Here is a 19,842-nt window from a genome sequence, read left to right as displayed (position 1 = left end):
AATGAAAAATATCCTTGCCATCCAGTCTCATGTCGTTTTCGGTCATGCAGGTAACAGTGCTGCCGAATTCCCGATGCGCCGTCTGGGCGCCAACGTATGGTCGCTGAACACAGTCCAATTCTCAAACCATACCCAATACGGTAAATGGACAGGCAGCGTGATGCCAGCCAGCCACCTCAGCGAGATTGTGCAGGGGATTGCAGATATTGGGCAGTTAAAGCGTTGTGATGCAGTACTGAGTGGTTATCTTGGCTCTGCCGAGCAGGGCGAGCACATTCTTTCTATTGTTCGTAAAGTTAAAGAAGCTAATCCGCAAGCGAAGTACTTCTGTGACCCGGTAATGGGGCATCCAGAAAAGGGCTGTATCGTTGCACCTGGTGTTGCCGAATTCCATACTCGTTATGCCATGCCAGCCAGTGACATTATTGCCCCAAACTTAATTGAGCTTGAGATTCTCTGCGGTCATACGGTAAACACCGTTGAAGAAGCGGTCAGTGCCGCGAGAGAGCTGATTGCCCAGGGGCCAGAAATTGTGTTGGTGAAACACCTGGCGCGTGCTGCGTTCCAGCATGACCGCTTTGAAATGTTGTTGGTGACGGCAGATGAAGCCTGGCATATTCACCGCCCATTGGTCGACTTTGGCGACCGTCAGCCAGTCGGGGTGGGTGATGTGACGAGTGGACTGTTATTGGTGAATCTGCTGCATGGTGCCACGTTACGCGAAGCGCTGGAGCATGTTACCGCCGCGGTATACGACATCATGGTAGTAACCAAGAAAATGGAAGAGTACGAACTGCAACTGGTGGCAGCGCAAGAAGGTATTGCAAATCCTGAGCATTATTTCACTGCAGTGAAACTGTAATAAAAAATGGCGGATGAAGCTTGCGCCTATCCGCCGTATTAATTAAATCCCTTCAGCTGTTAATGCAGCAGCCACTGCCGGACGCGCTTTCATGCGCTCCATAAACGCTTCGATGTTGCTCAGCCCTTCCAGATTCAGTTTCACCGCATTCGCCCAGCGCAGCACGGTAAACAAATACGCATCTGCCACGCTAAAGCGCAGGCCCATCAGCCACTGTTTATCATTCAGCTCTTCGTCAACGTATTTGAATTTCTTCTCCAGTGCGGCACGTACAATGGTTTTGTATTCGTCAGGCGTTGCTGGGTTGAACAACGGGGAGAAGCCCTTGTGCAACTCGGTCGCGATGTAGTTCAGCCATTCGAGAGTGTGGTAACGCGTCATGCTGCCTGCCGGAGCGAGTAGTTGGCGGTCAGGTACTTTATCCGCCAAATACTGAACAATCGCCACGCCTTCAGTTAGCAGTGAACCGTCATCCAGCAGCAACGCAGGGACTTGCCCCTTCGCATTGACTTCAAGATAGTCATCACCTGCTTCGGTTTTCTTCGCCGCTAAATCGACCTTAACCAGAGAGAAATCAATACCCGTTTCACGCAGAATAATATGAGGGGAGAGGGAACAGGCACCAGCTTTATAATACAGTTTCATTACTGAACTCCTATTGGGCGCTAAGATACCTTATGTTAGTGCGCTTACCGGCAAAAAAAAAGCCGTTAAGCATGAAGCTAACGGCTTAAAATTTTATGTTTCCCGCTACATTACGCGGTAGCTGTTTCCGTAGAGGTTTCAGTTTTTTCATCACTGAAGGTCATACGGTTCAGTTTTGGTGCAATGATCATCATCAGAACAGCGATAACAGCAGTAGCGATACCGATCTGCATGAACACGTGACCGTAAACAGCCAGAGATTGCAGCGGATCAGTCACGTTCTCAGGAACCGCCATCAGGTTAGCCACTTTACCGGCAATGATTGCTGCACCAGCGGTAGTCAGGAACCAGCTACCCATGATGAAGCCCATCAGACGCTGTGGTACCAGTTGTGCAACCATTGCCAGGCCAAGGCCGGAAATCATCAGCTCACCGATACTCTGCAGCGCATAGCTCAGAATCAACCAGCTAACCGATACGATACCGGCGTCAGATGCGAACTTAGCGCCAACAGGCAGTACCAGGAAGGCCAGGGAACACAGCACCATACCGAAGGCAAATTTATGCGGCATCGGCATACGGTCGCCCATTTTATTATAGATAGCGGCCAGAATTGGGCTGCCGATCATAATCCAGAATGGGTTCAGTGCCTGGAACTGCTCCGGTTCGAACGTAATACCCAGAATCGCGTGCTCTACGTTACGAATAGCAAAGAAGTTCAGAGAAGTAGGCATTTGGCTGTACAGCACGAAGAACACAATCGCTTCAACCATCAGGATGAACGCAACAATCATCTTGCGACGCGCAGCGCCCTGCATGGCAAAGGCTTCTTTAGCAAAGATAATCACGATGCCCAGAGCCACAACGCCCAGTACCATACGTGCGATACCCTGGTTGTGCAGCAGCCAGGTTGCAGCTGTTACCAGCACAATGACGCCCGCGATAGTGGCAATCAGTTTACCGAAGTGAACAGGTTCAAAGTCTGGTTTGGAGCCGTAGTCTTTTACCCATCTCTTACAGAACATGAAGTTCACAAGAGTAATCAGCATACCGACGAAGCTGAGGGAAAACGCAACGCTCCAGCCGTACTTCGCAGCAAGCCACGGTGTGGCAAGCATAGAGAAGAACGAACCAATGTTGATGGACATATAGTACATAGTAAATGCACCATCAAGACGCGGGTCATCCTTCGCATAACAGGTAGAAAGCAGGGCCGACGGGTTAGCCTTGAACAGACCGTTACCCACAGCGATAGTCGCCATACCCATGTACACCACTGCCACATCATGACCGGAAAATGCCACCAGCGCATAACCGATAGCCAGTACGATAGTACCGAGCATAATGACACGTTTGGTGCCGAGAACTTTATCGCCCAGCCAACCACCAATTGCTACTAAGCCATAGACCAGTGCACTGAAGGAAGAGAACAGGGTGATGGAGTCAGCTTCGGACATCCCAAGCATTTTGACCAGATAAACGGCCATGATGCCCTGGAGGCCGTAGTAGCCAAAACGCTCCCATAATTCGATAGAGAAAATCAGGTAGAACGATTTAGGTTGTTTGAAAGCATTCAGACTGATGCTTTCTGCTGGTTCTTTGTTTGCAGTCGACACATATACCTCTTTTTTTACATCCCAATTTAACAGGAATTTTTTAAGCGTTATGCCGAGTGTGCATTCGCTTTTTTAGTTATAAGAAAGGGGAAACGGCGGGTAATGTTCACTATCCTGAGGCTTCAGGCAAGAGGTTTGTAATGATCTGTTACATTTATCCCGTGCAAGATAAAGCTCCGCAAACCAAATTGTTATTCAGCGTTAAATTTTATCAAAATGCGCTTTACCAATTTATTCTCTCATAAAATGATAAAATAACGGCAATTTAGTTATATGTTCTGCTCTACTGGCAAATGTGTAGTGATATAGGCCAGGTGTAAAGATTTGTACAGGTAATTGTCCTGCCTGGTTGGAGTTATCACTGTGTATTACGTGGTTATTTGTTTCATTTTGATGACCAAAATTTAACATCAAGTTATCAGTGTGATCTTTGTCACATATTTATGGAAAATTCTTATCGTAAAAAAACGATTAACCTGGTCGGGTGATTATTCACCAGATGAAGTAAGTGAAGTGGTAACAATACGCAGAACAAATGAATGGATTTATTGGTATTGGCAGCTATGAGGAAGTGTATAAGGGAATGGAATGCCCTGCTTCTTAAGAAGCAGGCGGGAAATCAGAGTTCAACTTTCTCTTTGAATTCGCACAGATCTTCAATGATACATGAGCCACAGCGCGGTTTACGAGCAATGCAGGTGTAACGGCCATGAAGGATTAGCCAGTGATGGCAATCGACTTTAAATTCTGCCGGAACCACCTTCAGCAGCTTTTCCTCAACCTGCTCAACATTTTTACCTGGTGCAAAATTGGTGCGGTTACAAACGCGGAAAATATGGGTGTCGACGGCAATAGTGGGCCAGCCAAATGCGGTATTGAGCACCACATTGGCGGTTTTACGCCCTACACCAGGCAGGGCTTCCAGGGCCGCTCTGTCTTCAGGGACTTCACCGTTATGTAGCTCAATGAGCATCTGGCAGGTCTTGATGACGTTTTCCGCCTTGCTGTTAAACAGGCCAATGGTTTTGATATACGACTTCACGCCGTCCACTCCTAAATCGAGCATGGCTTGTGGCGTATTCGCCACTGGATACAACTTTGCCGTGGCTTTATTGACACTGACATCAGTGGCCTGCGCTGACAGCAGAACCGAGATCAGCAATTCAAACGGGGAGCTGAAATGCAGCTCCGTGGTCGGGTGAGGGTTGTTATCACGCAGACGTGTCAGGATCTCTAGCCGCTTGGTTTTATTCATTACGCTTTCTCTGGATTCCCTTCCGGTGCCGTCGCTTTCGCGGTACGGCGCGTTTTCATTTTTTCATCGATCAGATACTTCACCGCCAGCATCAAACCCAGGCCGATGAACGCACCCGGTGGCAACATCGCCAGCAGGAAAGGGGTATCGGTGTGGAAGACTTCAATGCGCAGCACCTTAGCCCAACTGCCAAGTAACGCATCAGCCCCATCAAATAACGTTCCGTTGCCAATGATTTCGCGCAGGGAGCCTAATACAAACATGGCACTTGTGGCACCCAGGCCAATGGCAAGCCCATCGAGGGCGGCCAGTGGCACACTGCTTTTGGCGGCGAACGCTTCGGCGCGACCGATGACAATACAGTTCGTCACAATCAGCGGAATAAATATCCCCAAAGACTGATATAAACCATAAGCATAGGCGTTGATGAGCATTTGTACGGTGCTGACAACCGAGGCAATAATCATCACGTAAATGGGGATGCGAATCTCTGCCGGAACCCAGCGGCGCAGGGCAGAAACGGCACTGTTAGTCAGCACCAGCACCAGTGTGGTTGCCAGACCAAGCCCGAGGGCATTGGTGGCGGTTGATGTTACTGCCAGCAGTGGGCACAGGCCCAACAATTGCACTAGTGCGGAGTTATTTTTCCATAACCCCTGAACGACAATATCTTTTACTTCGCTCATGGCTGTGCTCCACAAACAGGAAGGTTATCAATTTGCGATGGTAATGTTTTAGCGAACAGTCCCGCTCGTTTTACCGCATTGACGACTGCACGTGGTGTGATAGTGGCCCCGGTAAATTGATCAAACTGCCCACCATCTTTTTTCACCGCCCAGCTTGGGTCATCACTGCCACCAATGGTTTTACCGGCAAAATGGGTAATCCAGTCACTCAGTCGGGTTTCTATTTTATCGCCCAGCCCCGGAGTTTCATGGTGTTCTGTGACACGTGACCCCAGTACCTTGCCATTAAAATCGGCCGCAACCAGTAATTGAATGGCGCCAGAATAGCCGTCAGGCGCTGTCGCTTCCATCACCACGGCAACGGGCTGTTGGCCTTTACGCGCCACGTAAATATGGCGTTCACCTTTGCCCAATTGTGGCTCACTGACGACCAGGCAACTGGACTGAATATTATTGTCGTAGAGATCGGGGGAAATCACCTGATCAAACAATAGCTTTTGTTGGGCCACGGCCTGTTGCTCGATGGTGTCTTTGGTTAACGCATTGACGACTGCCGTAAGTCCGGTCGCCATTACGGCAAATAGCGCCAGAGTCACGCCATGTTTTTGCATTGTTTTCAGCATGACGACTCCTTAGCGGTGCCCATAAGCACGAGGGCGGGTGTAATAATCAATCAACGGGACGGTAATATTTGCCAGCAGTACGGCAAATGCCACGCCATCCGGATAGCCGCCATAGGTGCGAATGAGCCATACCAACACACCGGTCAGTGCGCCAAAAATCAGGCGTCCTCGATTCGTCGTCGAGGCAGTGACGGGGTCGGTGAGAATGAAAAATGCTCCCAGCATGGTTGCGCCAGAGAACAGGTGAATCACCGGCGAGGCACATTTTTCCGGGGAAAACACCCAACCCAGAGTGGAACACACCGCCAGTGTTATCAGGAAACTGACCGGAATATGCCAACGAATTGCGCCTTTCATTAATAAGAACACGCCACCCAGCAGGAAGGCCAGGTTGACCCACTGCCAGCCGATTCCTGCCAGTACGCCTGTGTAGATAGGTGCCTGCATCAGGGACGTTGCGGAATGCCCGGCACGTAACCCGGTCTTAAAGGTATCAAGCGGAGTCGCCTGACTTATACCGTCAATGCCCATACGTAGTTGCGACATGCTGTCGCCCACTGCAGTCGCACCCGAGAAAATAACATGCACTGAATCAGCAAAACCCGGCACCGTCGCGGCAAGAGTTTGCGGCGGCAGCCATGATGTCATTTGCACAGGAAAGGCAATCAGTAATACCACGTAGCCGACCATCGCTGGGTTAAAGGGGTTGTGACCAAGCCCGCCATATAACTGTTTAGCGATGATGACGGCGAATAGGGTACCGAGAATCACCATCCACCACGGTGCAAGGGGCGGAATACTCATACCTAACAGCAGGCCGGTTAACGCAGCTGAATTGTCAGCCAGGATTTTCAGGGGTTGCTTACGCAGTTTGAGCACAAATAGCTCTGCGGCGACGGCGGTGAGGATACCTAATGCAATCTGCACCAGGCTTCCCCAGCCAAACCAGTACCACAGCATGGCGATTCCTGGCAAAGTGGCGCAGGTCACCAGCAGCATAATCCGCGATGTGCTGCGTTGGTTATGGGTATAAGGGGAGCTTGCTATCTTGAAAACCATCTATTCCTCTGATGCCATTTGTTGCGCTGCTTTTCGTGCCTGGACTCGGGCGATGGCCGCAGCAACCGCGGCTTTGCGCGGATCTTGTTCTTCGGCAGATTCTGCTACAGATTCGGTTGTAGCCTGAGCCGCTTTACGCGCTTTAGCACGGGCGATAGCCGCTTCGACAGCTGCTTTACGTGGGTCAACGGCGTCGACTTTAGTGGCTTTAGCGCTTTCAGTTACCGGAGAAGATTCGCCAGCTTGCGCCGCTTTACGCGCTTTAGCGCGGGCGATAGCCGCTTCGACAGCCGCCTTACGCGGGTCAACGGCGTCGACTTTAGTGACTTCAGCACTCTCAGTTACCGGAGCAGATTCGCCAGCTTGCGCCGCTTTACGCGCTTTAGCACGGGCGATAGCCGCTTCAACGGCTGCTTTGCGCGGGTCTGTCGCCGTGGTTTCTGCCACGCTTGTTTGCGTATCTTTCTCTGCCTGACGAGCGCGAGCCTGCGCTTTGCGAGCTTCACGCGCCGCAATAACATGCTGGTTATCTGGCAGACTACCTGCCTGAATCACAATCGGTTCATTGCTTTGTGCTTGCTTGTTTTTCACGCGAGCAAGAGCTGCCTGAATTGCATCGTTATCTTTCGCAGTTGGCTGAACCGCTGCCTTCTTATGGCGTTCCTGACGAGCGGCTTTTTCACGTTCAAGACGCGCCTGGCGTGCCTCAAAGCGAATCTTCGCTTCAGCAGTGCGTTTTGCTTCCAGCTCGATTTCGCGGATCTCGGCTTTTTCCTGACGGAAGTACTGCACCAGCGGAATGTTGCTGGGGCACACATAGGCGCAAGCGCCGCATTCAATGCAATCTTTCAGGTTGTGAGCCTGGGCTTTATCGTGCTGCTGCCCACGGCTAAACCAGTAAAGCTGCTGTGGCAACAAATCAGCCGGGCAAGAATCGGCGCAGGCGCTGCAACGGATACAGTTCTGTTCTTCCTGCGGCTCACCCATTTCGTTGGCCGATGGGGCCAGCAAACAGTTGGTGATTTTAACTACCGGAACATCCAGCCACGGCAGACAAAAGCCCATCAGTGGGCCGCCCATAATCACTTGTTGATCATGGCCCGGATGGAATCCTGCAAAATCAAGCAGATGGCGAACCGGAGTTCCTAACCGTGCCCAGACATTACCTGGCTGTTGAACGGCACCGCCGGTTAACGTCACCACGCGCTCAGTTAAAGGCTCACCATCAACAATGGCGCGCTTCACCGCGAAGGCCGTCCCGACGTTTTGCATCAGCACGCCGATATCGGAAGAACGCCCACCCTGTGGTACCTGTTTCCCCGTCAGAATCTGAGTCAGTTGCTTTGCGCCACCAGACGGATATTTGGTCGGGATGACGCGTAATTGAATGCCGTGGGTATCACATAACACCGCACGCAGCATCGAAATCGCCTGCGGTTTATTGTCTTCAATACCGATTAAAACGCGCTGAGGTTTTAAGATATGCGCGAGGATGCGCACACCTTCGACGATTTGCGCGGCACAATCCTGCATCAGGCGGTCATCGGCAGTAATGTACGGCTCGCATTCAGCCGCATTGATAATCAGCGTCTCGATTTTATCGCCGCCACCGTGCAATTTATTCCCCGTGGGGAAACCTGCGCCACCCAAACCTGCCACGCCAAACTGATGAATGCGCTCAATCAGCTCCTCACGGCTGCGGGAGGTATAGTCCTGCCAGCCGTCGCGTTCAATCCATTGGTCTTCGCCATCGGCTTCAATCAGGACACTCAACTCAGCCAGCGCAGAAGGATGAGCTGTAGAGTGGGGCGCAATGGCGGTAACGGTTCCTGAGGTAGGAGCGTGAACCGGCAACATGCGACCACGCCCGCGAGTCAATGGTTGACCACGCAGCACGTAATCACCGGGTTTCACGCACAGCTCGCCCTCAGCACCAATGTGCTGCTTTAACGGGATAACCAGTTTTTGCGGTAAAGGAACCTGGCGTAGCGGCGTGCCGTTGGATTGAGTTTTCATTTCCGGTGGATGAATGCCACCGTCAAAATCCCAAATTTTATCTTTTTTGAAACGGGTAAATAGCTTAAACATTTTGCTCCACCGGAATGAGTCGAACCGGGATGGTTTGCAGATCCCACTTCCAGCTTTCTGTGGTGGTTTCGACCGGGCGCAAATCAATACAGCGCGTTGGGCACGGGTCGACACATAAATTGCATCCGGTGCAAAGGTCACTAATAACGGTGTGCATGGCTCGGGTTGCGCCGACAATGGCGTCAACCGGGCAAGCCTGAATGCACTTGGTGCAGCCAATACAGTTGGCTTCGTCGATAACCGCCAACATACGCACGGGCTCTTGCGCATCGGCATCACCATCAATAGGTTGCGGGTCGACGTTAAGTAATGTGGCAATTTTGTGCATCACCGCCTCACCGCCGGGTGCGCACAAGTTGATATTCGCACCCTGGTTTCCTACCGCTTCGGCATAGGGACGGCAGCCAGGGTAACCGCATTGACCGCACTGACTTTGCGGCAGCAACTCATCAATTTTATCGACAATCGGGTCTTCTTCGACACGAAAACGGCGTGAGGCATAGCCGAGAATCAGCCCGAATACCAGGCCTAACAGGCCCAGAGCTATCACCGCAATCCAAATAGTACTCATCAGAACTTTACCAGGCCGCTAAAGCCCATAAAGGCCAAAGACATCAAGCCTGCGGTGATTAGTGCAATGGCATTCCCGCGAAAAGGCGCAGGCACATCGGCAACCGCCAGACGTTCCCGAATAGCCGCAAACAACACCATCACCAGTGAAAAACCTACCGCGGCTGAAAAGCCATAAAGCGCGGATTGCAGGAAGTTGTGGCCAAGATTGATGTTGAGCAACGCAACGCCGAGCACCGCGCAGTTAGTGGTAATCAGTGGCAAGAAGATCCCCAACAGGCGATAGAGCGCCGGGCTGGTTTTGCGAACCACCATTTCGGTAAATTGAACAACAACGGCAATCACCAGAATAAAGGCCAGCGTGCGCAAATAGACTAAGTCGAGAGGAATAAGGATCAACTCATTGACCAGCCAGGCGCAAATAGAAGCCAGCGTCAGTACAAAAGTGGTCGCCAGCCCCATGCCAATAGCGGTCTCCAGTTTTTTGGAAACCCCCATAAACGGACACAGACCAAGAAACTTCACTAATACGAAGTTATTGACCAGCACCGTTCCAACAAAGAGCAGCAAATAATCTGTCATGAATAAGACCTGAAACCAAAAAAAAGCCGCCTATTATCGGCCAACAGGCCGATGACGACAACAGAACGATTATAGGGTTATTACGGTTTAATAAATGTTTGCTTCACGCGCTGTGAACGCTTGAGGTAAGGAACCAACAAGGCGGCAGCCAATAAAGGAAACATCAACTGACGTAATGCCAGGCTGTCACTTACTGGGGAAAATGCGAAGGCTTTAATCGCTAACAGTACTGACAGTAATAACCAAAGAATATAATGACGTACCACATTCTTACGACGTTTGAAGAAGGCAATAGTCAACCACATGGTGTAACCCCACATGGCAATGGCACAGGCAATTGAGGTGTACCAAAGGAGCACCATTTTGGGGCCTTGTGCGCTCATAAGTCGATGGCTTTCTGGGGTGATGAGCATCATAAGATAAATGGCTAGCGCAATAGTGCTGCTGAGAAGCGTCATCAAAAGCCAGGCGAGAGGGGCCAGAAGCCAGCCTGCAATACGAGGTGCTTGCATGGGTTCTTGGGTCGTCGTCATGTTACCTCCCGAAAAAGTATGAGACTTTCCTTATGCGAATCATAAGGCGGGAGGATTATAAGGTTTTTTCAGCGCTTTGCTACCTGTGATGCTAGAGCACATACCGCCAGACCGATTTTGGCACACAGCCTAAATCAAACAGACGTCCGCCTGAAACTAATTCCGCCCGACGATGATCGGCTGCGCGATACATATTCATCAGTTCATTATTATCTGTAAGGGTGTAGTTAAGATGATCAAACAGTTTTTCAAGGCTTTCGGACGAACTGATTTTACGGAACTTCATTAAATAATCGAGAGCAGTCATGGGGGGTGGTTATCCATAAAATAAAAGAGGAAAGGGCACGCAGTACGTTTGTTTTGTCCGAATAATAACCGTAAATCGCTTTTTATTTATCTACGAATAACCCGAGTTTAAATTTTTAGGAGTTTTCATCGGCTGGTTATGGCAAAAACGCCAGTTGGATGCCGTCTTACGGACAGGTAGGCTGTGGAATACGCAACTAGCACGCAACAATATAATTACCTGTTGTTACAATCTGTGGGATGGTGTCAAATGAACCGTCAAAAATAATGAGGAACGCAAATGAGTGATAACATTCGTGTCGGACTAATCGGTTACGGTTACGCCAGCAAAACCTTTCACGCACCATTAATTGTCGGTACGCCTGGCATGGTCCTGGCGGGTGTTTCCAGCAGCGATGCCACGAAAGTTCATGCTGACTGGCCAAACATGCCGGTTGTCTCTGACCCTCATCATCTTTTCAACGACCCAAATATCGACCTGATTGTTATCCCAACACCTAACGACACGCATTTCCCGTTGGCTAAAGCCGCGCTGGAAGCAGGCAAGCATGTGGTGGTCGATAAACCGTTTACCGTGACGTTGTCACAAGCGCGTGAGCTGGATGCACTGGCAAAAAGCTGTGGTTTGTTACTCTCAGTATTCCATAACCGCCGTTGGGACAGTGATTTCTTAACCCTGAAAGGGCTGCTGGCAGACGGTACTTTGGGCGAAGTGGCCTATTTTGAATCGCACTTCGACCGCTACCGTCCGCAAGTTCGCAATCGCTGGCGTGAGCAGGCTGGTGTCGGCAGTGGTATCTGGTACGACTTAGGGCCACATCTTATCGACCAGGCGCTAAATCTTTTCGGATTGCCGGTAAGCCTGACCGTGGATTTAGGCCAGTTGCGCCCGGGTGCGCAAGCCACTGACTACTTCCACGCGGTACTGGCCTATCCTCAACGCCGCGTTGTCTTACACGGCACTTTGTTGGCGGCGGCAGAAACTGCTCGTTATATCGTGCACGGAGCGCGTGGCAGTTACATCAAATATGGCCTGGACCCACAGGAAGATCGCCTGAAAGCGGGCGAACGTCTACCGCAGGAAGACTGGGGTTATGATATGCGTGATGGCGTATTAACGCTGGCGCAGGGCGACGTGATGGCGGAACAAACGCTGTTGACAGTGCCTGGTAATTACCCGGCTTACTATGCGGCGATTCGTGATGCTCTTACCGGTCACGGCGAAAACCCAGTGCCGGCAGCACAAGCTATTCAGGTTATGGAAATGATTGAGCTGGGGATGGAGTCTGCCAAACATCGCGCCACGCTGAATCTGTCATAGCCCGCATTTATAGGACATCTCACCCTGGTCCAGGGTGAGATGGACTTGTTTACTGCGCGGTAGGTTTTAACAGACTGCCGCTGGTTTTGTGCTCTGTCAGATACTGATGCTGGAAAATGCACATCCGGATAGTGTTGCGATATTCACCATTAATAAAGAATTCGTGGATTAATTCGCCTTCCACCATAAAGCCCAGTTTCTTATAGATATGCACGGCTTTGGCATTTTCTTTATCAACAATTAAATACAGCTTGTACAGGTTCAGCACCATAAACCCGTAATCCATCGCAAGTATAGCGGCTCGAGATGCCAGCCCTTTGCCCTGATAGTCTGGCGAAATAATTATCTGGAATTCGGCACGGCGGTGAACATGGTTAATTTCGACCAATTCCACCAGACCGGCTTTCTCGCCATTACATTCAATGACAAAACGCCGCTCACTTTGGTCGTGAATATGTTTGTCGTACAAATCTGACAATTCGACAAACGCCTCGTAGGGCTCTTCAAACCAGTAGCGCATCACGCTTGCGTTGTTATCCAGTTGATGGACGAAACGGAGATCTTCGCGTTCTAGCGGGCGAAGTTTGATTTGCAAATCGTGGGGCATGTGAGTTCCTTTCAAAGTGGTAAGGCTTCCAGGCAGAAGCCTTATTGACTACAGTTGCCAGTTACGGTGCGACATCGCGACCGGTACGACGGTCCAGACAACGCAGGGTGTTGGGTTCCCAATAGGCGTTAAGGTTGGTGCTTTTCTGGCAATTATCACGGGCATCGAAAGCCACGTCGGCTTTATCCCACTCTTTCTCGGTGCGTTTGTTCACTTTCTGACGCAACTGGCGTGTGTCATTCCATTGCTCTTTGTCCATCGCCGCATCCTGGCGAGTTTGCGCATTGTCACCTGACTCAACGATCAGCTTACTTGTCTGAGCATGAGCTGGTTGAACAAACGCAACTGCGCTCAGCAACATTGCCAACGGCAAAATTGCCACGGACAGACGTTTGCGAAGGATTGTGTTCATTGTCGATTCCTTTTAGGGTGAAGCCCCTTTTGTTGATGTAAAAAATACCACTGGCGAGTGGGATATATCAGATGACCCACTTATTGACCTCATTATTCCAGACAATGTTCAATATGATCAAAACAACCTTGCTCTTTTTTGTTACTGCGCTCGCTGAAATCATCGGCTGTGTTTTACCGACGCTTTGGTTAAAACGCGATGGTTCGGCGTGGTTGCTGGTTCCTGCGGCATTATCACTGGCGATGTTTGTCTGGCTGTTAACCCTCCATCCGGCAGCTAGTGGGCGCGTGTATGCCGCTTATGGCGGGGTTTATGTGATGACAGCTTTGCTGTGGTTACGCTGGATTGACGGCGTTAAGTTAAGTACATACGACTGGGTGGGGGCGGCCGTCGCGTTTAGCGGCATGTTAATTATCGTGGCGGGTTGGGGCCGCGCCTGATACGTCATTTCCCTTCGGATAATCTTCCTGCTTTTCTCGCATTCCCACTGAAACACTACGCAAGAGTCACAAATTAATTGTGACTCAACACGCTAAAATTCAATAAGCATACTTGTATGGTAGTTGGCAGTGACGTAGTTTTACATGCATTGAAGACTGTCGACCAATGTGTTGTAAGGGAATCCGAATGAAGATTGTAAAAGCAGAAGTTTTTGTCACTTGCCCTGGACGTAACTTTGTCACGCTAAAAATTACTACTGACGATGGACTCACCGGGCTGGGCGATGCCACGTTAAATGGCCGCGAGTTGTCTGTCGCCTCCTACCTCAAAGATCATGTCTGCCCGCAGTTAATTGGCCGTGATGCACATCGCATCGAAGATATCTGGCAGTTCTTCTATAAAGGCGCGTACTGGCGTCGTGGCCCTGTCACTATGTCGGCAATTTCGGCGGTCGACGTGGCGTTATGGGACATTAAAGCCAAAGCCGCCAACATGCCGCTATACCAATTGTTGGGTGGCGCATCCCGTGAAGGAGTGATGGTTTACTGCCACACCACCGGCCATTCCATCGACGAGGTACTGGACGACTACGCGCGTCACAAAGAGTTGGGTTTCAAAGCCATTCGCGTGCAGTGCGGTGTGCCCGGCATGAAAACGACCTACGGCATGGCAAAAGGAAAAGGGCAGGCTTACGAACCAGCAACCAAAGGCGACTGGCCGGAAGAACAGCTGTGGTCCACTGAAAAATACCTCGATTTCACACCGAAGCTTTTCGAAGCGGTGCGCAATAAATTTGGTTTTAACGAACATCTGCTGCATGACATGCACCACCGTCTGACGCCAATCGAAGCTGCGCGCTTTGGTAAGAGCATCGAAGAACACCGCTTGTTCTGGATGGAGGACCCGACACCTGCCGAAAACCAGGAGTGCTTCCGTTTAATTCGTCAACACACCGTTACGCCGATCGCAGTGGGCGAAGTATTTAACAGCATCTGGGACTGTAAACAACTTATCGAAGAACAGCTTATCGATTACATCCGCACCACCATCACTCACGCGGGCGGCATCAGTGGGATGCGCCGAATTGCCGACTTTGCTTCGCTTTACCAGGTGCGCACCGGTTCGCATGGGCCCTCTGACCTTTCGCCAATTTGCCACGCTGCGGCGCTGCACTTTGACTTGTGGGTACCGAACTTCGGCGTGCAGGAATACATGGGTTACTCCGAACAAATGCTCGAAGTGTTCCCACACAACTGGACGTTCGACAATGGCTACATGCACCCGGGTGAAAAACCGGGCATCGGAATTGAGTTCGACGAAAAACTGGCCGCGAAATACCCCTACGAACCTGCTTACTTGCCGGTCGCACGCCTTGAAGATGGCACCTTGTGGAACTGGTAACAGGAGAGAAAACTATGAAAAGCGTAACCATACAGCAGCCTGAAAAATTGGTCATTGAAGAACGTCCCGTTCCACAACCACAACCGGGAGAAGTGCGTATTCGTGTGAGCAGCGCCGGTATTTGTGGTTCCGATGTGCATATTTATCGTGGCCATAACCCGTTTGCTAAATACCCACGCGTCATTGGACATGAGTTTTTCGGCCACATAGATGCGGTGGGTGAAGGTGTTGAGTCTTCACGCATTGGCGAGCGCGTGGTTGGCGACCCGGTGGTGAGTTGCGGTCATTGCTATCCGTGTTTAGTCGGGCGGCCAAATGTTTGCGCTGAACTTCAGGTGATTGGCGTACATCGCGATGGCGGGTTTAGCGAATATGTCACTTTGCCTGCCAACAATGCACATCGGGTGCCAGACAGTATTCCCGATAACGAAGCCACCATGGTCGAGCCGTTTACCATTGCGGCAAACATTTGTAGCCAGATGAATCCTGGCCCGCTGGATACGGCGCTTGTCTATGGCGCAGGCCCAATGGGGTTAACCTCGATTCAGGCACTGCGCGGTGTTTACGGCGTGAAAGAAATCATTGTTGCTGATCGTATTGATGAACGCCTGGATATGGCGAAAGCCAATGGTGCTGACCGGGTCATCAACAACACTCATATTGAGTTGAAAACCGAACTCGAAAAACTGGGCATTCGCCCGACGCTTATCATTGACGCTGCCTGTCATCCTTCGATTTTGCCGGAAGCTATCGGCATTGCCTCGCCTGCGGCACGTATTGGCATTATGGGATTCTCTTCTGATCCCTGTGTTCTGAGCCAGCAGGCCATCACTAGCAAAGAACTGACTATTTATAGTTCGCGCCTTAACAGTAATCGATTCCCAATGGTCATTAACTGGATGACTGAGCGGAAGATCCAACCGGAGAAACTCATCACCCACCAGTACGCCTACACACAGGTGCTTGATGCAATGGAACTCTTCGAGAAAGACCAAAAGCAATGCTGCAAGGTCCTATTGAAATTCTAAGCAACAACCTCTGAACCCGAATATTTGCTGTACCTACAACGACAAATTGCAGAGAACAGAAAAATGAATACAAAAATAGAGCTAAATAATAGTCAGCCTGAAAGAAGTACATCCGATTTAGTTAAAGCCGCGGTTTCCGGTTGGCTGGGAACCGCGCTGGAATTCATGGATTTCCAGTTGTACTCCCTTGGGGCGGCACTGGTTTTCCACGAAATCTTCTTCCCGGAACAATCTGCCGCTATGGCACTTATCCTGGCGATGGGGACTTATGGAGCCGGTTACATCGCCCGTATCGCGGGGGCTTTCTTCTTTGGCCGCATGGGGGACACCATTGGTCGTAAGAGAGTGTTGTTTATTACCATCACCATGATGGGGATCTGTACCACCTTAATTGGCGTGTTACCGACCTACGCGCAAATTGGTATCTTTGCGCCGATGTTACTGGTGTTGCTGCGTATTATTCAGGGATTGGGTGCGGGTGCCGAAATATCCGGTGCCGGAACCATGCTTGCTGAATATGCGCCAAAAGGTAAGCGCGGCATTATTTCTTCGCTGGTGGCGATGGGGACTAACTGCGGCACATTATCTGCGACCGCTATCTGGGCCATCATGTTCTTCTTCCTGTCAAAAGAAGAGTTGTTGGCCTGGGGCTGGCGTGTGCCGTTCCTCGCAAGTGTAGTGGTGATGATTTTTGCCATCTGGCTGCGTATGAACCTCAAAGAAAGCCCGGTATTTGAGAAAGTAAACGACGAAGCAGGGAACACTGCGGCGGCAAAACAAGCCGCGGATAAAACCCATTCTTTGGGTGCGATGTTCACCAGTAAATCATTCTGGCTGGCTACAGGGTTGCGCTTTGGTCAGGCGGGTAACTCAGGGCTGATTCAAACCTTCCTCGCCGGTTACCTCGTACAGACACTGCTGTTTGAGAAAAGTGTACCGACCGATGCCCTGATGATTAGCTCCGTGATTGGCTTCTTTACCATTCCATTCCTCGGCTGGCTGTCCGATAAAATAGGGCGTCGTGTTCCTTATATTATCGTCAGTATCTCCTCGATTATTCTCGCGTATCCAATGCTGTCGATGATTATGGATAAGAGCAACGAGGTGAATGTGATTATGGCCTCGATCATCATTATTCATAATGTGGCGGTACTGGGGCTGTTTGCTCTGGAAAATATCACCATGGCAGAAATGTTTGGTTCGCGTAATCGCTTTACCCGAATGGCAATATCTAAAGAGGCAGGTGGTCTGGTAGCCGTCGGCTTTGGCCCGGTGCTGGCGGGTATTTTCGTCAACATGACCGATTCCTGGTGGCCGATTGTAGTGATGATGATTGCTTACTCTGTCGTTGGTTTGATTTCAGCACTGCTGATGCCGGAAGTCAGAGACCGCGACCTCAGCGTACTGGAAGATGCCGCTGAAACGCCAAAATCACAGCGCGCGGTAAAAGGCCTGCATGTGTGAAAGCGCAAACCATGAGTTGTTATACAACTTTGAATTTCGTGTCATACCAAATGGCTAAAGTTTAATTCAAATCAAAATGCAGACTACCATAGCAGGTAGTCTGTAGCTGTCCCCAAGTTACTACACAGCGAGTTGTAAAAATGGAAAACAAACTCTTATCTGCAAAAGCTATTCTCCCGAAATATGACCGTAGCAAACTGGTATCACGCATCGTTCATCTGGGTTTTGGTGCGTTCCATCGCGCACATCAGGCAGTTTATGCCGACATCCTGGCTAATGAACATGGTAGCGACTGGGGTTACTGCGAAGTCAATTTGATTGGTGGCGAGCAGCAAATTGCTGATTTGAAGCAGCAGGACAACCTTTATAGCGTGGCAGAAATGTCTGCCGACGCCTGGCATTGCCGCGTAGTGGGTGTGGTGAAAGACGCCATTCATGCGCAGGTCGATGGTCTGGAAGCGGTATTTAGTGCACTGACCCAACCTGAAGTGGCCATTGTTTCCCTGACCGTGACTGAAAAAGGCTATTGCCACACTCCAGCTACCGGCACCATCCTGCTGGACCACCCGTTAATCGCCCATGATCTTGCTAATCCACAGCAGCCAAAATCTGCGCCAGGTGTGATTGTTGAAGCGCTGGCGCGCCGTAAAGCTGCGGGTCTGCCAGCATTTAGCGTGATGTCTTGTGACAACATGCCTGAAAACGGTCATGTCACCCGTAACGTTATTACTGCCTATGCGCAGGCGTTGAACCCGGAACTGGCGGCGTGGATCCAAGCGAATGTGACATTCCCATCCACCATGGTTGACCGCATTGTGCCAGCGGTTACGGCTGAAACGCTGGAACAAGTGGCACAAGCGACCGGCGTTGCTGATCCTGCGGCTGTGGCTTGCGAACCTTTCCGTCAGTGGGTCATCGAAGATAACTTCGTTGCTGGCCGTCCTGAATGGGAAAAAGCAGGCGCGGAACTCGTAAAAGACGTTCTGCCATACGAAGAAATGAAACTTCGCATGCTCAACGGCAGCCACTCCTTCCTGGCTTACCTGGGTTACCTGGCGGGTTATCAGCATATTTCTGAATGTATGCAGGATGAAAACTACCGTCGGACTGCTAAGGCATTAATGCTGCAACAACAAGCACCTACCTTAACCGTGCAGGGTGTTGATCTGGCAAAATATGCGGATTCATTAATTGCCCGTTACACCAACCCGGCACTGCGCCACCGTACCTGGCAAATTGCCATGGACGGTAGCCAGAAGCTGCCACAACGTTGGTTAGACTCCATTCGTTGGCATCTGGCAAACGGTAGTCAGTTTGATCTGTTGGCGCTGGGTGTTGCAGGTTGGATGCGTTATGTTGGCGGTGTTGATGAGCAGGGTAATCCAATTGAAGTGAGCGATCCATTGCTGCCGGCGATTCAGCAAGCGGTGGCGTCAAGCAAAGAAGGGGAAACCCGTGTTAAAGCTCTGCTGGGGCTGAAAACTATCTTTGGTGAGGATCTGCCAGCTAACGAGAAATTCGTTCAGCGAGTCACTGAGAGTTATTTGGCGTTACGTGAAAACGGTGCGAAAGCGACAGTAGCTAAGTTCTAAATATTGCGTACTAGTCTCGCCCGGTGACGGGCGAGACTTCAATCATTCTTCTTCAAACATTACTCTTCACTAAACCAGTCACGCTTCTCTTTACGAATCAATAATATCGACTGGCTAATCTCATGCAGATGGCGGTACATCGCCTGATCCACACCGTCTTCATCATGGCGTTTTAAGGCGTCGAAAATATCGTAATGTTGTGCGAGCAGCATCTCTGGTGGCGAAACGTGATCAAGGCTCATATAACGCACCCGGTCCATCGTCGCTTTGATGTTTTCGACCGTGTCCCAGGCCAGGCTACAATCGGCTACCAGCGCCAGTTGCTGGTGAAATTCGTCATCTAACTGGAAAAAGTCGTCTAACTGGTTGCGGTCAATGGCGGTGCGTTGTTGGTTCAGCAATTGCTCGAGCATATAAAGGTGCTCGTCTGTCGCCATACTTGCCGCACGCTTCGCTACCGCACGCTCAATCGCTTCACGGATAAAGCAGCCGTTCTTAACATGGCTGACGGAAATCTTATTAACGTAAGTTCCACGCTGCGGGCGAATTTGCACCAGGCCAGTTTCCGCCAGTTTGATAAAGGCTTCACGAACCGGTTGGCGGGACACTTCAAAGCGGATTGCCACTTCTTTTTCAGACAGCGGCGTACCTGGTGGAATCAGGCAACGCACAATATCGCGACGCAAAATGCGATAGATTTGTTGGTTAACGGGCTGAGTGGGGTTAAGCAATGTTGACGGTAGCATTAAAT

21 protein-coding genes are annotated in these 19,842 nt (G+C 50.6%); 7 read left to right on the top strand and 14 right to left on the bottom strand.

Annotated features, from left to right (window positions below):
• Position 1: 1 nt before the first annotated feature.
• A complete protein-coding gene (gene pdxY / locus EC843_RS02635; protein ID WP_121813579.1) occupies positions 2-862 on the top strand; it encodes a pyridoxal kinase PdxY in 861 nt (286 codons plus the stop codon).
• Between the two features lie 42 nt (positions 863-904).
• Here the strand turns inward: pdxY and gstA are convergent, their stop codons facing one another.
• The 11 genes from gstA to ydgT form a co-directional block, all read right to left on the bottom strand.
• On the bottom strand, positions 905-1,507 hold the full coding sequence (gene gstA / locus EC843_RS02630) for a glutathione transferase GstA (protein ID WP_133521552.1): 603 nt from the start codon (positions 1,505-1,507) through the stop codon (positions 905-907).
• Positions 1,508-1,617: 110 nt separating this feature from the next.
• Positions 1,618-3,123 carry a dipeptide/tripeptide permease DtpA gene (gene dtpA, locus EC843_RS02625; protein WP_064546283.1) on the bottom strand — a complete coding sequence of 502 codons (1,506 nt, stop codon included), beginning with the start codon at positions 3,121-3,123 and terminating at the stop codon, positions 1,618-1,620.
• 619 nt (positions 3,124-3,742) lie between these two features.
• The gene (gene nth, locus EC843_RS02620) at positions 3,743-4,378 is read right to left on the bottom strand and encodes an endonuclease III (RefSeq protein WP_064546285.1); all 636 of its coding nucleotides are present in this window, start codon (positions 4,376-4,378) and stop codon (positions 3,743-3,745) included.
• On the bottom strand, positions 4,378-5,064 hold the full coding sequence (locus EC843_RS02615) for an electron transport complex subunit E (RefSeq protein WP_064546287.1): 687 nt from the start codon (positions 5,062-5,064) through the stop codon (positions 4,378-4,380). The genes nth and EC843_RS02615 overlap by 1 nt, the downstream gene beginning before the upstream one ends.
• Entirely contained in the window at positions 5,061-5,687 is a 627-nt protein-coding gene (gene rsxG / locus EC843_RS02610) for an electron transport complex subunit RsxG (RefSeq protein WP_064546289.1), read from the bottom strand. Before rsxG ends, EC843_RS02615 begins: the two co-directional genes overlap by 4 nt.
• 9 nt (positions 5,688-5,696) lie before the next feature.
• A complete protein-coding gene (gene rsxD, locus EC843_RS02605) occupies positions 5,697-6,746 on the bottom strand; it encodes an electron transport complex subunit RsxD (protein ID WP_064546291.1) in 1,050 nt (349 codons plus the stop codon).
• Positions 6,747-8,834 (bottom strand): electron transport complex subunit RsxC, encoded by a 2,088-nt coding sequence (gene rsxC, locus EC843_RS02600; protein ID WP_133521551.1) that lies wholly within the window; start codon positions 8,832-8,834, stop codon positions 6,747-6,749.
• Entirely contained in the window at positions 8,827-9,405 is a 579-nt protein-coding gene (gene rsxB, locus EC843_RS02595; RefSeq protein WP_064546295.1) for an electron transport complex subunit RsxB, read from the bottom strand. The genes rsxC and rsxB overlap by 8 nt, the downstream gene beginning before the upstream one ends.
• Positions 9,405-9,986 carry an electron transport complex subunit RsxA gene (rsxA, locus tag EC843_RS02590; protein ID WP_034455395.1) on the bottom strand — a complete coding sequence of 194 codons (582 nt, stop codon included), beginning with the start codon at positions 9,984-9,986 and terminating at the stop codon, positions 9,405-9,407. Before rsxA ends, rsxB begins: the two co-directional genes overlap by 1 nt.
• 80 nt (positions 9,987-10,066) lie before the next feature.
• Complete coding sequence (locus EC843_RS02585; RefSeq protein ID WP_064546297.1) at positions 10,067-10,519, bottom strand: DUF2569 domain-containing protein; 453 nt, start codon at positions 10,517-10,519, stop codon at positions 10,067-10,069.
• 91 nt (positions 10,520-10,610) lie between these two features.
• The gene (gene ydgT, locus EC843_RS02580) at positions 10,611-10,826 is read right to left on the bottom strand and encodes a transcription modulator YdgT (RefSeq protein WP_034495755.1); all 216 of its coding nucleotides are present in this window, start codon (positions 10,824-10,826) and stop codon (positions 10,611-10,613) included.
• A 279-nt stretch (positions 10,827-11,105) separates the two neighbouring features.
• Here ydgT and EC843_RS02575 point away from each other — a divergent pair, with 279 nt between their 5' ends.
• Positions 11,106-12,146 (top strand): oxidoreductase, encoded by a 1,041-nt coding sequence (locus EC843_RS02575; RefSeq protein ID WP_064546300.1) that lies wholly within the window; start codon positions 11,106-11,108, stop codon positions 12,144-12,146.
• A gap of 49 nt (positions 12,147-12,195) precedes the next feature.
• On the opposite strand, the gene speG is transcribed toward EC843_RS02575, so the two are convergent.
• Together speG and EC843_RS02565 are read right to left on the bottom strand one after the other, a co-directional pair.
• Positions 12,196-12,753 (bottom strand): spermidine N1-acetyltransferase, encoded by a 558-nt coding sequence (speG, locus tag EC843_RS02570; protein WP_064546302.1) that lies wholly within the window; start codon positions 12,751-12,753, stop codon positions 12,196-12,198.
• 61 nt (positions 12,754-12,814) lie between these two features.
• Positions 12,815-13,165: a DUF1283 family protein gene (locus EC843_RS02565; protein ID WP_064546304.1), complete on the bottom strand. Its 351-nt coding sequence runs from the start codon at positions 13,163-13,165 to the stop codon at positions 12,815-12,817.
• 113 nt (positions 13,166-13,278) lie between these two features.
• On the opposite strand from EC843_RS02565, the gene EC843_RS02560 reads away from it, so the two are divergent.
• From EC843_RS02560 to EC843_RS02540, 5 genes are all read left to right on the top strand, one after another.
• A complete protein-coding gene (locus EC843_RS02560; protein WP_121815628.1) occupies positions 13,279-13,605 on the top strand; it encodes a YnfA family protein in 327 nt (108 codons plus the stop codon).
• A 187-nt stretch (positions 13,606-13,792) separates the two neighbouring features.
• A complete protein-coding gene (rspA, locus tag EC843_RS02555) occupies positions 13,793-15,007 on the top strand; it encodes a starvation-sensing protein RspA (protein ID WP_064546305.1) in 1,215 nt (404 codons plus the stop codon).
• Between the two features lie 14 nt (positions 15,008-15,021).
• Positions 15,022-16,035, top strand: coding sequence for a Zn-dependent oxidoreductase (locus EC843_RS02550; RefSeq protein ID WP_133521550.1), 1,014 nt, complete (start codon positions 15,022-15,024; stop codon positions 16,033-16,035).
• A 63-nt stretch (positions 16,036-16,098) separates the two neighbouring features.
• Positions 16,099-17,499 carry an MFS transporter gene (locus tag EC843_RS02545; protein WP_064546309.1) on the top strand — a complete coding sequence of 467 codons (1,401 nt, stop codon included), beginning with the start codon at positions 16,099-16,101 and terminating at the stop codon, positions 17,497-17,499.
• 140 nt (positions 17,500-17,639) lie between these two features.
• The gene (locus tag EC843_RS02540; protein ID WP_121813574.1) at positions 17,640-19,091 is read left to right on the top strand and encodes a fructuronate reductase; all 1,452 of its coding nucleotides are present in this window, start codon (positions 17,640-17,642) and stop codon (positions 19,089-19,091) included.
• A gap of 59 nt (positions 19,092-19,150) precedes the next feature.
• Here the strand turns inward: EC843_RS02540 and EC843_RS02535 are convergent, their stop codons facing one another.
• Positions 19,151-19,837 (bottom strand): GntR family transcriptional regulator, encoded by a 687-nt coding sequence (locus EC843_RS02535; protein ID WP_064546313.1) that lies wholly within the window; start codon positions 19,835-19,837, stop codon positions 19,151-19,153.
• Positions 19,838-19,842 lie beyond the last annotated feature (5 nt).

Origin of the sequence: Buttiauxella sp. JUb87 (genome assembly GCF_004361975.1) — a bacterium.
GTDB classification, from domain to species: Bacteria; Pseudomonadota; Gammaproteobacteria; order Enterobacterales; family Enterobacteriaceae; genus Buttiauxella; species Buttiauxella ferragutiae.
The sequence above is the reverse complement of the archived record's forward strand: the minus strand, read 5'-3'. Positions and strand labels throughout refer to the sequence as shown.

Coding starts and splice junctions, on each gene's coding strand:
- pdxY (WP_121813579.1), top strand. CDS start 2: ATGAAAAATATCCTTGCCATCCAGTCTCATGTCGTTTTCGGTCATGCA.
- gstA (WP_133521552.1), bottom strand. CDS start 1,507: ATGAAACTGTATTATAAAGCTGGTGCCTGTTCCCTCTCCCCTCATATT.
- nth (WP_064546285.1), bottom strand. CDS start 4,378: ATGAATAAAACCAAGCGGCTAGAGATCCTGACACGTCTGCGTGATAAC.
- EC843_RS02615 (WP_064546287.1), bottom strand. CDS start 5,064: ATGAGCGAAGTAAAAGATATTGTCGTTCAGGGGTTATGGAAAAATAAC.
- rsxG (WP_064546289.1), bottom strand. CDS start 5,687: ATGCTGAAAACAATGCAAAAACATGGCGTGACTCTGGCGCTATTTGCC.
- rsxD (WP_064546291.1), bottom strand. CDS start 6,746: ATGGTTTTCAAGATAGCAAGCTCCCCTTATACCCATAACCAACGCAGC.
- rsxC (WP_133521551.1), bottom strand. CDS start 8,834: ATGTTTAAGCTATTTACCCGTTTCAAAAAAGATAAAATTTGGGATTTT.
- rsxB (WP_064546295.1), bottom strand. CDS start 9,405: ATGAGTACTATTTGGATTGCGGTGATAGCTCTGGGCCTGTTAGGCCTG.
- rsxA (WP_034455395.1), bottom strand. CDS start 9,986: ATGACAGATTATTTGCTGCTCTTTGTTGGAACGGTGCTGGTCAATAAC.
- EC843_RS02585 (WP_064546297.1), bottom strand. CDS start 10,519: ATGACGACGACCCAAGAACCCATGCAAGCACCTCGTATTGCAGGCTGG.
- ydgT (WP_034495755.1), bottom strand. CDS start 10,826: ATGACTGCTCTCGATTATTTAATGAAGTTCCGTAAAATCAGTTCGTCC.
- EC843_RS02575 (WP_064546300.1), top strand. CDS start 11,106: ATGAGTGATAACATTCGTGTCGGACTAATCGGTTACGGTTACGCCAGC.
- speG (WP_064546302.1), bottom strand. CDS start 12,753: ATGCCCCACGATTTGCAAATCAAACTTCGCCCGCTAGAACGCGAAGAT.
- EC843_RS02565 (WP_064546304.1), bottom strand. CDS start 13,165: ATGAACACAATCCTTCGCAAACGTCTGTCCGTGGCAATTTTGCCGTTG.
- EC843_RS02560 (WP_121815628.1), top strand. CDS start 13,279: ATGATCAAAACAACCTTGCTCTTTTTTGTTACTGCGCTCGCTGAAATC.
- rspA (WP_064546305.1), top strand. CDS start 13,793: ATGAAGATTGTAAAAGCAGAAGTTTTTGTCACTTGCCCTGGACGTAAC.
- EC843_RS02550 (WP_133521550.1), top strand. CDS start 15,022: ATGAAAAGCGTAACCATACAGCAGCCTGAAAAATTGGTCATTGAAGAA.
- EC843_RS02545 (WP_064546309.1), top strand. CDS start 16,099: ATGAATACAAAAATAGAGCTAAATAATAGTCAGCCTGAAAGAAGTACA.
- EC843_RS02540 (WP_121813574.1), top strand. CDS start 17,640: ATGGAAAACAAACTCTTATCTGCAAAAGCTATTCTCCCGAAATATGAC.
- EC843_RS02535 (WP_064546313.1), bottom strand. CDS start 19,837: ATGCTACCGTCAACATTGCTTAACCCCACTCAGCCCGTTAACCAACAA.